We start from the raw sequence: 16,194 nt of genomic DNA on the forward strand, positions 1-16,194 counted from the left end.
ATGAAAGAAACTACACTTATTCCCGAAAAACTACCTCAACATCTGGCTATTATCATGGATGGTAACGGCAGATGGGCAAAACAAAAAGGTTTTTTAAGAACAATTGGTCACGAAAACGGTGCAACAGCAGTAAAGCGTACCGTTGAACAATGTGCCCGTTTGGGAATTCCCTATTTAACTTTATACGCATTTTCTACCGAAAACTGGAATCGTCCAAAATTCGAAGTAGACATGTTGATGAAGTTATTAGTTAAAGCGTTGAAAAAAGAAGTAAAATCGCTTCACGAAAACAACATAAAATTAAACGCAATTGGTAATTTAGACCTTTTACCTTCGTCAGTTCGCAAAGAATTAACAGAAGTTTTAGAAAAAACCAAAAACAACACGCGTTTAACACTTTCGCTTGCATTAAGCTACGGCTCTAGAAATGAACTACTTGAAGCCACAAAAGAGCTGTGTAACAAAGTTAAAAATAATATAATTTCAATAGATGCTATTGACGAATCGGTTATTAATAAGCATCTTTACACCCATAATTTACCAGATGTAGACTTATTAATAAGAACAAGCGGCGAACAACGTATAAGCAATTTTATGTTATGGCAGATAGCCTATGCAGAATTGTATTTTACCGAAGTTTTATGGCCCGATTTTTCTAACGAACATCTTCACGAGGCGTTAGAAATCTATCAGAACCGCGAACGTAGATATGGTAAAACAAGTGAACAAATCAATAAGTAATTTTAAAGGAATGCATCGCAAAAAATTAAAATACCTTTTTCCATTATTAGTAAGCTTTGCTGCGGCAAACGCACAAGAGCAACCGGTAACAACACAAACCGGTAACAGTGATGCTGCACAAGAAACATTGATTCCCGAAACAGACCCGAATACGCCACGCAAATACCGTTTGGGAGCCATTAAAGTAACAGGAAATTATCATTTTAACGAACTGACTATCTTTACCTATGCAGGTTTAGAAAAAGGTCAGGTAATAAACCTTCCGGGTGAAGAAATTTCCGATGCCATTAAAAAATTATGGAAAACCGGCTATTTTAGCGACATCAACGTTTACGAATCGTCTGTTGCAGGTGATGTTTTAAATCTTGAAATCTACTTAAACGAATTACCACGTCTTAAAAATGTGGAAATTAACGGTATTAAAAAAGCCAAAAAAGAAGAAATCTTAAAAGATTTACAGTTAGCAATGCCAGCTTCATCTACCACTTCAGGTAAACAAGACAAGAAGATAAAAATTATCGAAGGTAAAATCATCAACGATAACCTTATCTCTACCACAAAAAACTATCTTACCAACAAGTATAGAAAAGACGGTTTCTATAACACAAAAGTTACAGTTAACCGCAAATTACACGACGATAAAAAAACAGCCGATTTAATTATCGATATTGATAAAGGCAGCAAAGTACGTATCTCTAAAATTAATTTTGAAGGCAATACACAGCTTACCGATGCAAAATTGCGCAAGGCAATGAAAAAGACCAAACAAAAAAGTCCTTTAAACCCTATGCGTATTTTTACTCCTTCTAAATTCATAGAAAACGAATACAAAACCGATCTTGTAAATGTAATTGATGCCTACAAAGAAAAAGGATACCGCGATGCCCGAATTACAGAGCAAAAAGCAACCTACAATCCTAAAAAGAACAATGTAGCCATAAACATTAATTTAGAAGAAGGTAAAAAATATTATATAGGCGATATTCGTTTTATAGGAAATACAGAATATCCTGATCAATATCTTCGTAACCGCATATTAGGCGTGCAAACAGGAGATGTTTACAACGGTCCTTTATTGGAAAAACAAGTCAGAGACCAAACAAATCCTGATGGAAGAAACATTGAAAACGAATATCAGAATGCCGGCTTTTTATGGTCGCAAATCAATTTGGTTGAAACAGCTACCCGCAACGACACCATTGATTTCGATATCCGTATCATGGAAGGACCAATTGCGCGTTTTAACAACGTAACCGTTTCTGGTAACGATAAAACGCACGATTACATTATTTTGCGTGAATTACGTACACTTCCGGGACAGAAATGGAGAAAAGCAGATGTAGTAGAATCGGTTCGTCGTTTAGGAAGTATGGGGATTTTTGATGCTACCGCATTGAACCCAGATGTTAAAAACCCTGATCCTGTAGACGGTACTGTTGATTTAGATTATCAGGTAGTAGAAAATGGTCAGTCGCAGGTTGAAGTTCAAGGTGGATACGGCGGTGGTACTTTTATTGGTACATTGGCATTATCGTTTAACAACTTTTCGGCACGTAATCTTTTCAACAAAGACGCTTATACGCCTTTCCCAATGGGTGATGCACAAAAAATGTCGTTACGTTTACAGGCAGCAACATATTTTCAAACATACAGTTTAAGCTTCTCTGAACCTTGGTTTGGTGGTCGCCGTCCTATTTCGTTATTCGGATCGTTATCATACACAAGTCAGAAATCATACAACTTTAGAACAAGAGATATTGACCGCAGCCAGGGATTAAACATTTCTACTGCAACAATTGGTATAGCAAAACGTTTGTTGGTACCAGATGATAACTTTACGTTGTCGCACTCGTTAAGTTTTCAGTATTATGAGTTAAACAATTATACTTCTAACTTCTTTGCTTTCAGCAATGGTGTATCAAGAAATCTAGCTTATACTGTAGAACTTTCTCGTGATAACCGTGGAGGAATAATGCCTGCAATTTACCCACAATCAGGAGCTTTCTTAAGTGTTTCGGGTAAATTTACAGCTCCTTATTCTTTATTCAACAATGTTGATTACAAGAATTTAGAGAATATGGAAGAGTACAAATACAGAACATCAAGTGTACAAACTAACCCTGTTACAGGTGCAGATATTCCGGCTGGCACATATTTAGACGCTAACAATATGCCTGTTTCAGACTACCGAAATGCAAGAGTAGATCAGGATAAATTGAATCAGAAAAAATTTAACTGGTTAGAGTATTATAAAATTAATTTCAAGGCAGACTGGTATACTACCATTGTTGATAAATTGGTTTTACGTACACAAGGGCAGTTTGGTTTCTTGGGAGCTTACAGCAATGACCGCGGTATCATTCCATTTGAGCGCTATTATTTAGGTGGTGGCGGAATGATGATGAACAGCATGGACGGAAGAGAAAATGTTGCGTTGCGTGGATACGGTGATAACACCCTTACACCTAGAGAATTTGACAATCAGTTAGGATACGATAGAGAAATAGGTGGTACTGTGTACAATAAATTCTCTGTAGAATTACGTTATCCTGTAGCATTAAAAGGACAAATGAGTGCGTACGTATTGTCATTCTTCGACGCAGGTGCTGCATATGAAGGGTTTAGCAACTACAATCCGTTTAAATTACAACGTTCGGCAGGCTTAGGTGTACGTGTACACATGCCAATGTTTGGTTTATTGGGTGTTGATTTTGGTTATGGTTTTGATAACGTACCCGGAACAAACCAAAAAGGCGGATGGCAACCACACTTTGTGTTAGGTCAGCAATTTTAATGGCACACATTTTGAATAATTGTTTTATATGAAAAAATTAGTTTCTATTTTACTTGTCTGCTTGTGCAGTGTTGGATATGCTCAAAAGGGTCGTATAGCTTATATCGATTCCGACTTTATTATGAGCAAAATGCCCGAGTATGAAGAAGCTAACAAAGAACTAAAGAAAAGAACTGTTGAGTGGGAAGCTGTTATTGAACGAAAGAAAAAGGAAATTAAAGATTTAAAAGATCAGTTAAATGTTGAACGTCCTTTGCTTACCCAACAACTGATTGACGAGAAGGAAGAAGATATTCAGGTTATAGAAAAAGAATTATTGGATTTTCAGCATGAAAAATTCGGTAAAGACGGATCTTATTTCAAACAAAAATTAGATCTGGCAAAACCTTTACAGGATCAAATATCAACCATAGTTGAAGAAATCGCTAAAAAGAAAAGATATTCATCTGTAATTGATAAATCAACAAGTAGTGAAACTGCGCTTCTTTATGTAAATTCATCAGACGAAATTTCTGATCAGGTGCTTCGTAAGCTGGATCAAACCAGAAACAAAAGCAAATTATCTAAAAAAGAAGTTGAACAGCTTGAAATTGCCGAACGACAAATTGAAGTCAAAGAACGCCAGCGTAGCAAACGAGATGAATTAGAAGAACGCCAACGTTTAATTGAAGAAGAGAAAGAGGAACTTGCAAAAACGCAAACTTCTCAACAAAACTCAAATACAAATCCAGAAGAATCTCCAGAAGATAAACGCAGACGCGAACAGTTAGAAAAAGTAGCTGCAGCAAAAGCCGAACGCGAGCGTATAAGAGAAGAAAAGCTGAAAGATATTGAAAAGCGTAAAGCCGATATTCTTAAAAAGCAGGAAGAAGCTCGTTTAGCTAAAGAACAGGCACGCGAAAAAGCATCGCGAGACAGAGAGAATGCTGCAAACGGTAAAACGCAGCAATCTTCATCGAACAATTCAAAAGCTTTGTCTGAACGTGCACAGCAAATAAAAGCACAACAAGAACAAAGAAGAAAAGAAGCAGCCGACAAAAAGGCAAAAGCTTTGGAAGAACGCAAAAAAATGATCGAAGACCGTAAGAAAAAGATGGAAGAAGACAGACAGAAGCGTTTACAGGAGATTGAAGAGCGTAAGAAAAATAAATAATAATTAAAAAAAATAAGTACCTTCGCGGAGGTTTTATAAGTTGAATTAAATTAAAAATCGAAAATGAGAAAATTAAGAAATTTGTTTTTAGCAGCAATTGCAGTTGTTGGTTTTAATGTTGCAGCACAAGCACAAGAAGTTGCTCACATTAATGTTTCAGAATTAATTCCGGCAATGCCAGAATCTAAAGCTGCAAAAACTGAATTAGAGAAAAAGAGTTCTACACTTGATGCTTCTTACAAAACAATGGTTACAGAGTATCAAACAAAATTAACCAAATATCAAGGTGAAGCTCCTACTGCTGGTGATGCAGTAAATGAAACACGTGGTAAAGAAATGCAAGATATGCAGGAAAGAATTATGCTTTTCGAAAAAAATGCAGAAAAAGAATTAACTGACAAACAACTTGCTTTAATGAAACCTATTATGGATAAAGCACACGCTGCTATTCAAAAAGTAGCACGTGCTAAAGGTGCTAAATATGTATTAGATTCAAGCATTGGTGCCGGAGTAATAATGGCTGATGGTATTGATTTAATGGCAGACGTTAAAAAAGAATTAAAAATGAACTAATTTTTTTTTTAAGATTAAATATCATAAAAACTACCTAAAATATTAGGTAGTTTTTTTTTAAATTTGTTTTTATGAACAACACGCAACCTATTGGTTTATTTGATTCGGGTATTGGCGGAACTACCATTTGGCGATCTATACATAATTTGCTTCCAAATGAAAACACTTTGTTTCTTGGAGACAGTAAAAATGCACCTTACGGACAAAAAACAAAAGAGGAAATAATTCAGTTATCAAAAAAAAATGTGGAGTGGCTTTTAAGCAACAATGCTAAAGCTATTATTGTTGCATGTAATACCGCAACCACGAATGCTATATCAGAATTGCGCAGTTTATACGATATTCCAATTATTGGAATTGAACCGGCAATAAAGCCCGCAGCTGCAAATACCAAAACTGGTAAAGTAGGTGTTTTGGCTACACAGGGAACCTTAAATAGCACGAAATACGCCGAGGCGCAAAATTTGTATCCAAATATTGAATTTGTAAATCAGATTGGCTTTAGAATTGTTCAATTAATTGAAGATGGACAACTTTATTCGGAAGAATTGGAAGTATTGTTAAGATCGTACATCGATCCTATGATTGAAAAAGATATTGACTATTTGGTACTGGGCTGTACGCACTACCCTTACCTGTTACCTATTTTAAATAAATTTTTGCCTGAACATATAAATGTAATTGACTCTGGCGATGCTGTAGCCAAACACACTTATAAAATTTTAAACGAAGCTAATTTACTTAAAACAGATAACCTGCCGGGATATTCTAAATTTTACACCAATAAAGATGTAGCCATTCTGCAAAGCTTTATAGCAGATTTTGGTATTGCCGAAAGACTTGATTTTTAATAAGCTTACTTCTTTGTAAGCTTTATTTCTATACTTCCGTCGCCATTAACTCTGTCATAAGTTATGATGGATGTTTCTACATCGAAAACACTTAATTTAACGGCTTCTTTTTTAGTTACTTCTTTACCTTCTATTAATACTCTTTTAATTTTAGGATTGTTGATGCTGTTTTTAAAGTCTTGCTCTAATTTATTTATGAAATCGGCACTTGCTTGATTACTGTTCTTTTGATCTTCAGCTTCTTTTAAAGCCTGTTTCTTTTTTTCTTCGGCTTCCAATCGAGCTTTTTCTTCCGCATCCTTTTTAGCTTTTGCTTCAGCTTCTAATCGTGCCTTTTCTTCTGCTAATTTCTTGGTTTTTGCCTCTGCTTCTAATCGAGCTTTTTCCTCTGCGGCTTTTTTTGCTTTTGCTTCGGTTTCTAGTCTAGCTTTTTCCTCCGTATCTTTCTTGGCTTTAGCTTCCGCTTCTAATCGTGCTTTTTCATCCGCAGCTTTTTTTGCTTTAGCTTCTGCTTCTAATCTAGCTTTTTCTTCGGCATCTTTTTTGGCTTTGGCTTCTGCTTCCAGTCGAGCTTTTTCATCCGCATCTTTCTTGGCTTTAGCTTCCGCTTCTAATCGTGCTTTCTCTTCAGCATCTTCCTTTGCTTTAGCTTCTGCTTCCAATCTTGCTTTCTCTTCAGCATCTTTTTTGGCTTTTGCTTCTGCTTCTAATCGAGCTTTTTCTTCGGCATCTTTCTTAGCTTTGATTTCTGCTTCTAATCGAGACTTTTCTTCTGCATCTTTCTTTGCTTTAGCTTCTGATTCTAATCGAGACTTTTCTTCTGCATCTTTTTTGGCTTTGGCTTCTGCTTCTAATCGAGACTTTTCCTCAGCATCTTTTTTAGCTTTAGCATCTGCTTCTAATCGAGCTTTTTCTTCAGCATCTTTCTTTGCTTTTGCATCAGCTTCTGATCGAGACTTTTCCTCAGCATCTTTCTTTGCTTTAGCATCGGCATCTAATCGAGCTCTTTCTTCAGCATCTTTCTTTGCTTTGGCATCAGCATCTAGCAAAGCCTTTTCTTCTGCATCTTTCTTTGCTTTTGCATCAGCATCTAACAAAGCCTTTTCTTCTGCATCTTTCTTTGCTTTTGCATCAGCATCTAACAAAGCCTTTTCTTCTGCATCTTTCTTTGCTTTTGCATCAGCGTCGGCACGGTTTTTCGCATCGTACTCTAAACGCTGGTTTTCTTCAAATTCTTTGCGAGCCTTATCTTCGGCATCCTTTTTAGCTTTCTCTGCGGCAGTGAGCTTAGCGTTTTCTTCGGCGGCTAATCTTTCGGCTTCTAATTCTTCTCTTTTGGCTTTAGCTTCGGCAGCCAAACGCTCTTTTTCTTCTGCATCCTTCTTCGCCTTCGCTTCGGCTTCTAAACGTGCCTGTTCTTTTAATTTAGCTTGTTCGGCATAGTAGGCAACTTTTTCAATAATACGTTCATCAATCTTTGCCCCTTCTAACGAAAAACCTTTAAAACTATCAATCAGTTTTATAATTATTGCGCCGTTTCTTCCATTCTCACCAAAAACTTCAACAGCATCTTCAGGCTCTAATTCAATAATACTTTCAATATGTTCGGGTTTAATTTTTGCGTAATCTACAAATCGAATTTTGTATCCGTTCACAATAACCAACGGATTTTTATAACTGATTTCTTTAGAAAAAGAAATAGTTGAAGCGGCATTAACGGTTAATGTTGCAAAAGCGCAACCAATTGATATAAGTATTTTTTTCATATTAAATTTTAGAAATAATTGCAGCAAATTTCTCCATAGAATACAAACGTTTTTCTAAAGAATATATTGGGCACGACATCATAATTTCGTTTATTTGATAACGATTTATAAACTGTTTCAAATTTCGAGCCACAGTTTCTTCATCGCCAATAAAACTTCCTGCGGTCATTTGGCTTAACTGCGCTTCTTCAACCACCGTCCAATCATCATAAAAAGCCATATCGGGTTGTTTCATTTTTGATCGCTGGTTTCGGATCAATCCTAAAAACATCCTATAGAACGTAGACGCATGCAGTTTTGCCTCTTCATTTGTTTCGCCAATAATTACATTTACACACGCTATTTTGTAAGGTGACGGAATTTCTCCGTTAGCCTGAAATTCATCGGTATAAAACTTAAACGCCGCACCCAATTGCTGTGGTGCAAAGTGCGATGCGAAAGCATAAGGCAAACCGTAAGCAGCAGCCAGAACAGCACTATCGGTACTTGAACCCAACAGATAAACAGGAATATTTGTACCTTCTGCAACAAAAGCACGGACTTTAGATTCGGTATTTTCGGTAGAAAGATATTGCTGGATTGCCGATACGTTTTGAGGAAACTCATGTACGTTTTTCATGAAATTCTCATTCATGTGCTGCGCGGTTAATCCATCGGTTCCGGGTGCCCTTCCCAATCCCAAATCAATACGGTTCGGATAAATCTGCGCTAAAGTTCCAAACTGCTCTGTAATAGCCAACGGCGAGTGATTTGGAAGCATTACACCGCCCGATCCTACCTTGATTTTCTGCGTGTTTGCCGCAACATAACCCATTAAAACCGATGTTGCATTACTTGCTACACCTTCCATATTATGATGTTCTGCAAGCCAATATCTTGTAAAATTCAAGTCATCGGCTTTTTGTGCTGTTGCTTTTAATTCGGCAAAAGCATCCTGAACAGTTTTGTTTTCCTTTACGTAAACTAAATCCAGAAAAGAATAGTTCATATTTTTTTTATAAAAATAGTCAATTTATTTTTAACCTTATTTGAAATTATTTTTTAGCTTTAAAAAAAACTTGTTTCGCGCTATGGATTTATTTCTGATAACATTTGCCGCTTTATTTTCTGTAATAAATCCGTTGGGATCTGTCCCTATTTTTTTAGGATTAACGCAAGGAGATCCTAAAGAAGCCAAGAATAAAACAGCCTTTTGGGCATCGGTAAACGTATTCATCATTCTTGTAATTTCGTTCTTTATAGGAAAAATAATTTTAAACTTTTTTGGAATAAGTATCGATGTTCTACGAATTGCAGGTGGTGTGGTGATTTGTTCATCGGGTTTTGGACTGCTTTCGGGAACTTTTAGCAAGCGTAGAGGTGTGAATAAAAAAGTAGCCGATGACGCGCAACAACGAAACGATATTGCTTTAACTCCGTTAGCAATTCCTATGATGGCTGGTCCGGGATCTATGTCGCTGCTTATTGCAATGGAACAAGACAATCCCGAAATTATAAATAAACTTTTAATTGTAGCGGCTATTTTTGCAGTTGCGATTACCGTATTCTTAATTTTAAGAAGCGCAAATTACATCTCGAAACTTTTAGGAGCATCGGGTATTGTTGCTATTTCAAGAATTATCGGGTTCCTTGTGTTAGCAATTGGTATTCAGTATATTATAAATTCTTTATTGATTCTTTTTAAAATATAAAAAAGGTACGCTGTGTGAAACGTACCTTTATTAAAAACTAAATAACTAACAACAATAATATAAGCAATAATTTATTCACTTAATTACGAGTGTAAAAGTAATAAATTATTTTTATTTATTCTAAATAAGAATAAATATTTTTAAATATATTTTAAGTTCATCAAATGTCTTTTGATTTAAAAACGTACCGAATTGAAATTTTAGCAGGTTTAACCGTTGCTATGACCATGATTCCCGAGTCGCTTTCGTTTGCAATTGTTGCAGGTTTACCGCCTTTAACAGGATTGTACGGAGCATTTATCATGGGAATTATTACTGCTTTTTTAGGCGGAAGACCGGGAATGATTTCGGGCGGAGCCGGAGCAACCGTTATTGTAATGATTGCGTTGATTGCTACTTACGGTATTGAATATTTTTTTGCGGCAGTGGTTTTGGCAGGAATATTTCAGATTTCTGTTGGCGTTTTTAAGTTGGGGAAATTTGTACGATTAGTTCCGCAGCCCGTAATGTACGGATTTTTAAACGGATTAGCAGTTGTGATATTTATGTCTCAAATAGAACAGTTCAAACTTAAAACTGGCTTACAATCAAGCTGGTTACAAGGCGAATCGTTATACGTCATGGGCGGTTTGGTAGCTTTAACTTTGATATTGGTTTACTTTATTCCGAAAATATCAAAAGCCTTACCTACCACTTTAATTGCTATTGCAGTAATTTTTGGTATTGTTCATTTTTTTAATATCGATACAAAAACAGTTCAAGATATTGCTTCGATCAGCGGAGGTTTTCCTCCTTTTCACATACCACAGATACCTTTAAATTTAGATAAACTTCAGATCATTTTTCCGTATGCAGCTATTATGGCAGGCGTTGGTTTGCTTGAAAGTTTACTGACCTTAACACTTGTTGATGAAGTTACAGAAAGTCGCGGAAATGCTAATAAAGAATCGGTTGCGCAGGGAATTGCAAATGTTGCCAACGGTTTTTTTACCGGAATGGGCGGATGTGCTATGATTGCCCAAACATTTGTAAACTTAAACGCAGGTGCACGCAAACGGATTTCGGCAATTGTCAGTAGTTTGGCGATATTGTTCATCATATTGGTTGCTGCTCCCGTTATCGAGCAAATTCCAATGGCTGCTTTGGTGGGCGTAATGATGATGGTTGCCATTACTACTTTTAGCTGGGGATTTTTTAAGAAGATGACCAAAATGCCTAAAACTGATATTTTAGTAACCGTGATTGTTGCCGGAATTACCATTATTTTTCACAATTTAGCTGTAGCCGTTTTGGTTGGAATTATCATTTCGGCATTGGTATTTGCATGGGAAAGCGCAAAACGTATCAGAGCCAGAAAATATGTTGATGCTAACGGAATTAAGCATTACGAAATATACGGACCGTTGTTTTTTGGATCGGTAGCTAATTTTAACGAAAATTTTGATTTAGCAGATGATCCCGAAACTATTATGATTTCTTTTAAGGAAAGTAGAATTGCCGATATGAGCGGAATTGAAGCGGTTGATTTACTTACAAAAAAATACAGCGAACGCAACAAAAAAGTAATTCTTACACATTTAAGTGAAGACAGTCGAAAGTTGTTAGAAAATGCATCGGCAATTATTAAAGTGAATATTGCAGAAGATCCACATTACAAAATACCGAGTGATTTGTTGTAGTTCTACCACAGATGCACAGATTGTAATTATAAAGCTAACCACGATTCAGATTCCTGATTATTAATGTATCCAAATTTGTTTTCGTTCTACCTCACTCCATCGATTATCTTTTCTTTCAAAAATAATAATTTCTCCATAACCACTCAACAAACTGCTAACCAGAGAAAAACCAACAAAAGCGAAATTACCATCATCTGTAAATACAGGTAAGGTAGTATAATATAGATTACTTTGAAGATTTAAAATCGAATCAGATTGACTTTCAACATCTTCTTTAAATAATTTATAATTAGAAAAAAATTCATTATACTTTTCACTAATAATAAAACTGCTCATTTGTGATTCAATATCTTCCTTTTTCATATCAGAAGCATACTTTTTCAACAATAAACCTTCTTCTGAATACAAAGCCTTTTTAAAAGGAGTCCAATCCAATTGATTACTTAAATGATTACAAACCAAAGAATCTTCCACATAAAATTTTAAAATACTGTTAGTAAATTTTAATTTATCTTCTAATGTGTAGTCATTTTTATGCAGCAATTTATTCTTCGTACACGATAATATCAAAAAACACAATAGTATAACTTTTACCGTAAGTGATTTCATAGTAATTATTATTAAAATCAAGATACAAAAACGCATTGATTTCTCAATGCGTTTTTTCTATACTTTTTATGTCATTCCAAACTTGTTTCGGAATCTCATTAAGCTAACTTCTAATGAGAAGCTGACCCGAGCTTGCGAACTGAAGGAAGTTAAATAAATTCAGCTTGACACCTCGATGCTATTCCTGTGGTAAAAACACTTCCGCCAGCATACAACGGGCGCTTCCGCCACCGCAAGCTTCAATTGTGTAAAGTGGTGCGTGTAAAATAGCACAATGCTTTTCTATAGCTTTAATCTGTACATCGGTTAGAATTTCATATGCCTGTGTACTCATTACCATATATAATTGCCCGTCTTTTCCTTCAACTTGTAACATATTTCCTGCAAAATGGTTCACCTGATTTTCGGTAATATAGATAATTTCTTTACCATCTTCTTTCAGGCTGTTTACAACCAGTTTACGTTCTTGTTTATCATCGATACTATCGCCACAAATAATAGCAAAAGTTTCGGCAATACTCATCATTACATTGGTATGATAAATTGGCAAACGTTTACCGTCAACCGTTTGGTATGCTTCAAAAATTACCGGGTGCATATCGTTGTCCTCGCAAAACTCTATAATCAACTCTTCATCTGCACGAGGCGATAAAGCGGCGTAAACTTTAGCATTTTCACGATCGATAATCATGCTTCCGGTTCCTTCTAAAAAGATATCATCTTCTTCTGCCGATGTATAATCGTTTATTTCTGATATTTTAAAACCTTTTTCTTCCAAGATATCCAAAATATCTTCGCGACGCTCTAATCTGCGGTTTTCTGCAAACATCGGGTACAAAACCACTTCGGCATTATAGTGAAACGAAACCCAGTTGTTTGGAAAGATACTATCAGGCGTGTCGCTTTCTTTGGTATCATCTACCACAACCACGTTTACACCAACCGAACGCAAACGTTCTACAAAACCATCAAACTCTTCTTGTGCTTTTTGGTTTACATTTGCCGGAGTTAATCCTTCTAATTTCTTTTGATAATAATTATTTACTGCCGTTTGTTCGTTCATACGGAATTGCACCGGACGAATCATTAATACGGTATTTGCTGCTTGCTGACTCATATTCTTTATTTTTTTTTCTATGTTGTTTAGTAATCTTATTGTTTCTTATATTCAAAAGTAGCATTGTAACTATAGCCCGCTGCAATAATAATTAATAAAGCACCGGAACTATCTACTGCTTCATTCACAAGAAGATTTCCACTTTTAGTCAAACCTACTCTTCTTTTGTTATGAGTGCATCCACCAAAAAGATATGGAATTCCTCTACATTCCAAAAAAGTATTATCTAAATAAAACATTCCTTTTTTATATTTTCCTGCTAATAATGTATCTTTGATTACTAATGAATTTTCAAATACTTTTATTCTTAAACTATTCTTATTTTCAAGATTTAAGGTGATTTGATATTCATTATCTTTCATTCTCAAAGAGTCAAACTCTCTACTTTTCTGATAATTTTCATTTATCAAAAAATCATAGGCATTATTATATCTTAAAGAATTAGGAACACTGTCATTTTGTTTTTTATCATTTCCTATGTATCTTTTTATCGGATAAAATGAATAATTTCCGTTTAACATAGTAAGATTTGTTTCTTCTAATTTATCAACCTCTTTTCTAAATCCTTTTTTAGAAAAAGTAGCACAACTAAACATTATCATGCTTAAAATTAATACAGTTAAAACATTTAATCTTTTCATTACATACAAAACTAAAACTAGTTTATTCTCTAACCAATGGTAAAGTGGAACAACGTAAAAGACCTTCTTGTTTTGAAATTTCTGCGTACGGGATTTCTTCTACGGTGAATCCGTGATCGCGTAACCAGTTGTTTAATCGGGTAAAATTACGTTCTGAAACAACAACGTCTTTATCAATAGAAAAAACATTCGAGTTCATGTGGTACATTTCTTCACGTTCGATATGAAACAAGTTTTCTCTACCAAAAAGGTTTACCAGATACATATAATCTGCCTCTTCACGGAAGCCTGATTTATATATAATTCCTTTGTTTGATCCTACCGGCTGAAAGCAACAATCTAAATGCAGTGCGTTATCGCGTGGTTCAATTTTAGATTTTACCAAGTCGAATTCCTTTACAATTTTATGCGGAAACAAATCTTTTATAAACTGTACGCCTGCCATATTGGTACGTGCGGTAATAAAATCTTTATAATCGCTGCCTTTGTATGTGCCGATAAAAATATGATCGTTATAAAGCATTACATCGCCACCTTCGATATGAACTTCTTCTGGCGGACGAACTACTTTTGTTTGATCCATTTGATCGATCACATACTGAATAGCTTCTAATTCACGTTCGCGATCAGGTAAAATATTGGCTTTTATAAAAACATCGTCAATCACAAAACCAATATCTCTACTAAAGATCTGATTGTAATTTTCGATAATTTCCGGACGGTAAACTTCTACATTATATTTTTTAAAAACTTCGTTAAAAGCTTCCATTTCGTTAATCATATCTTTTTCTACAGGATAAGTGCCTGCCTTGATATGCTCTAACGATTTTGGATCATAAGCTTCATCTATTGTCGGTGTTGGGCCATTACTTTGAGCGGTTCCAAGTATTACGGCCTTAAGCCTAGAAGTTTCGTCGGTTACATGTAAATTCATAAAAAAGTAATTAGGTAGGCAAATATAAGAAGTTCTTTGCTGTTATGCTATTAAAAACAGAAAAGCCAAATCGGTTTGATTTGGCTTTTTATTGTGAATGACAGATTTTTATTATCTGTTTGACATTTCTTTGAACGGACGCAATGGCTCGCCAACATAAATTTGACGTGGACGACCGATTGGTTCTTTGTTTTCACGCATTTCTTTCCATTGAGCAACCCATCCCGGTAAACGACCAATTGCAAACATTACGGTAAACATTTCGGTTGGAATTCCTAACGCACGGTAAATAATACCTGAATAGAAATCTACGTTTGGATATAGGTTACGTGCTACGAAATACTCGTCTTTCAACGCCATTTCTTCTAAATCTTTAGCGATTTTTAAGATAGGATCGTTAACACCTAATTCTGCTAAAACTTCGTCTGCCGCTTTTTTGATGATACGTGCACGTGGATCGAAATTTTTATACACACGGTGACCGAAGCCCATTAAACGGAACGGGTCATTTTTATCTTTTGCTTTTGCAAGATACTTGTTTGCGTCTCCGCCGTCTTTTTGAATTTCTTCTAACATTTCTAAAACCGCTTGGTTTGCACCACCGTGAAGTGGTCCCCAAAGTGCAGAAACACCTGCAGAAACTGACGCGAATAAACCTGCGTGAGAAGATCCTACCATTCTTACAGTAGACGTTGAACAGTTTTGTTCGTGATCTGCATGTAGAATAAACAATTTATCAATTGCGTTTAAAACAACAGGATTTATTTTGTAAGGCCCTGTAGGTAATTTAAACATTAACTGTAAAAAGTTATCTACATAAGGCATTGTGTTATCGTAATAATTTAACGGGTAACCGTTGATTTTTCTGTAAGTCCATGTAGCAACTACCAAGAATTTACCCATTATTTTACAAACAGCATCATACATTTGCGCTTCGTTCTCTACGTTTACAACGCTTGGGTTAAAAGCAGTTAATGCACAAGTTAACGATGCCAAAATACCCATTGGGTGTGCATGTTTAGGAAAACCGTCGATAATGCCTTTCATTTCTTCGTTAACCAATGTATACTTGCGTATGTCAGCTTCAAATATTTCAATTTGTTTTGCTGTTGGCAACTCACCAAAAATAACCAAATAAGCTACTTCTAAAAAGTTAGATTTTTCAGCTAAATCTTCAATAGAATAACCGCGGTATCTTAAAATTCCTTCTTCACCATCTAAATAAGTAATGGAACTTTTACATGAACCTGAATTTTTATAACCCGGATCTAAAGTAATTGCACCCGTTAAATCTCTTAACTTTTGAATATCGATAGCTACTTCGTTTTCTGTTCCAACGATAACCGGTAAGTCAATCGTTTTGTCATCTATCGCTATAGTTGCAGTTTTTGACATATATCTTTAGTTTATTTTTTATTTTGTTTTTAGCGAATTTAATAAAAATGTTTCACTTAGTAAAGGATAAATATATAAATAATTCCTATTAATTATAGAAAATACTTATTATTAATACAACAATCAATCCGCATAAAGAAGTTTTATTTTTAATAATTTAAGATTTTATTTTCATATTCTCAAAGTTTAATAACTTGCATTATCATATCAGAAAAAAAACACCCTAAAAACAAAAAATGACGCATTTAGC

At 35.2% G+C, this 16,194-nt stretch carries 14 protein-coding genes; 7 read left to right on the forward strand and 7 right to left on the reverse strand.

The features are described 5' to 3' along the window. From F0460_RS11860 to murI, 5 genes are all read left to right on the forward strand, one after another. A complete protein-coding gene (locus tag F0460_RS11860) occupies positions 1–741 on the forward strand; it encodes an isoprenyl transferase (protein ID WP_150013502.1) in 741 nt (246 codons plus the stop codon). Beyond that, positions 710–3,535 (forward strand): BamA/OMP85 family outer membrane protein, encoded by a 2,826-nt coding sequence (locus tag F0460_RS11865; RefSeq protein ID WP_150013504.1) that lies wholly within the window; start codon positions 710–712, stop codon positions 3,533–3,535. Before F0460_RS11860 ends, F0460_RS11865 begins: the two co-directional genes overlap by 32 nt. Positions 3,536–3,563: 28 nt before the next feature. Then, positions 3,564–4,688 (forward strand): OmpH family outer membrane protein, encoded by a 1,125-nt coding sequence (locus tag F0460_RS11870; RefSeq protein WP_150013506.1) that lies wholly within the window; start codon positions 3,564–3,566, stop codon positions 4,686–4,688. Between the two features lie 63 nt (positions 4,689–4,751). Further along, complete coding sequence (locus tag F0460_RS11875) at positions 4,752–5,261, forward strand: OmpH family outer membrane protein (protein WP_150013508.1); 510 nt, start codon at positions 4,752–4,754, stop codon at positions 5,259–5,261. A gap of 71 nt (positions 5,262–5,332) precedes the next feature. Further along, on the forward strand, positions 5,333–6,112 hold the full coding sequence (gene murI / locus F0460_RS11880) for a glutamate racemase (RefSeq protein ID WP_150013510.1): 780 nt from the start codon (positions 5,333–5,335) through the stop codon (positions 6,110–6,112). Positions 6,113–6,117: 5 nt separating this feature from the next. Here the strand turns inward: murI and F0460_RS11885 are convergent, their stop codons facing one another. Continuing rightward, positions 6,118–7,878: a protein TolA gene (locus F0460_RS11885; protein ID WP_150013512.1), complete on the reverse strand. Its 1,761-nt coding sequence runs from the start codon at positions 7,876–7,878 to the stop codon at positions 6,118–6,120. A 1-nt stretch (position 7,879) separates the two neighbouring features. Continuing rightward, positions 7,880–8,866, reverse strand: a complete 987-nt coding sequence (locus F0460_RS11890; protein WP_150013514.1) for an LLM class flavin-dependent oxidoreductase — start codon at positions 8,864–8,866, stop codon at positions 7,880–7,882. An 82-nt stretch (positions 8,867–8,948) separates the two neighbouring features. Between F0460_RS11890 and F0460_RS11895 the strand changes: the two genes are divergently transcribed. Further along, positions 8,949–9,569: a MarC family NAAT transporter gene (locus tag F0460_RS11895; RefSeq protein ID WP_150013516.1), complete on the forward strand. Its 621-nt coding sequence runs from the start codon at positions 8,949–8,951 to the stop codon at positions 9,567–9,569. Positions 9,570–9,733: 164 nt separating this feature from the next. Beyond that, positions 9,734–11,248: a SulP family inorganic anion transporter gene (locus tag F0460_RS11900; protein ID WP_150013518.1), complete on the forward strand. Its 1,515-nt coding sequence runs from the start codon at positions 9,734–9,736 to the stop codon at positions 11,246–11,248. A gap of 60 nt (positions 11,249–11,308) precedes the next feature. On the opposite strand, the gene F0460_RS11905 is transcribed toward F0460_RS11900, so the two are convergent. From F0460_RS11905 to F0460_RS11925, 5 genes are all read right to left on the reverse strand, one after another. After that, positions 11,309–11,857 (reverse strand): hypothetical protein, encoded by a 549-nt coding sequence (locus F0460_RS11905; RefSeq protein WP_150013520.1) that lies wholly within the window; start codon positions 11,855–11,857, stop codon positions 11,309–11,311. A 178-nt stretch (positions 11,858–12,035) separates the two neighbouring features. Then, positions 12,036–12,974, reverse strand: a complete 939-nt coding sequence (gene ctlX, locus F0460_RS11910; RefSeq protein WP_223810810.1) for a citrulline utilization hydrolase CtlX — start codon at positions 12,972–12,974, stop codon at positions 12,036–12,038. Between the two features lie 35 nt (positions 12,975–13,009). Further along, positions 13,010–13,615: a hypothetical protein gene (locus F0460_RS11915; RefSeq protein ID WP_150013522.1), complete on the reverse strand. Its 606-nt coding sequence runs from the start codon at positions 13,613–13,615 to the stop codon at positions 13,010–13,012. Positions 13,616–13,637: 22 nt separating this feature from the next. Then, on the reverse strand, positions 13,638–14,549 hold the full coding sequence (locus F0460_RS11920; protein ID WP_150013524.1) for a dimethylarginine dimethylaminohydrolase family protein: 912 nt from the start codon (positions 14,547–14,549) through the stop codon (positions 13,638–13,640). Between the two features lie 111 nt (positions 14,550–14,660). Next, positions 14,661–15,944 carry a citrate synthase gene (locus F0460_RS11925; RefSeq protein WP_150013526.1) on the reverse strand — a complete coding sequence of 428 codons (1,284 nt, stop codon included), beginning with the start codon at positions 15,942–15,944 and terminating at the stop codon, positions 14,661–14,663. Positions 15,945–16,194 lie beyond the last annotated feature (250 nt).

Origin of the sequence: Paenimyroides baculatum, assembly GCF_008629655.1 — a bacterium.
GTDB lineage: Bacteria > Bacteroidota > Bacteroidia > Flavobacteriales > Flavobacteriaceae > Flavobacterium > Flavobacterium baculatum.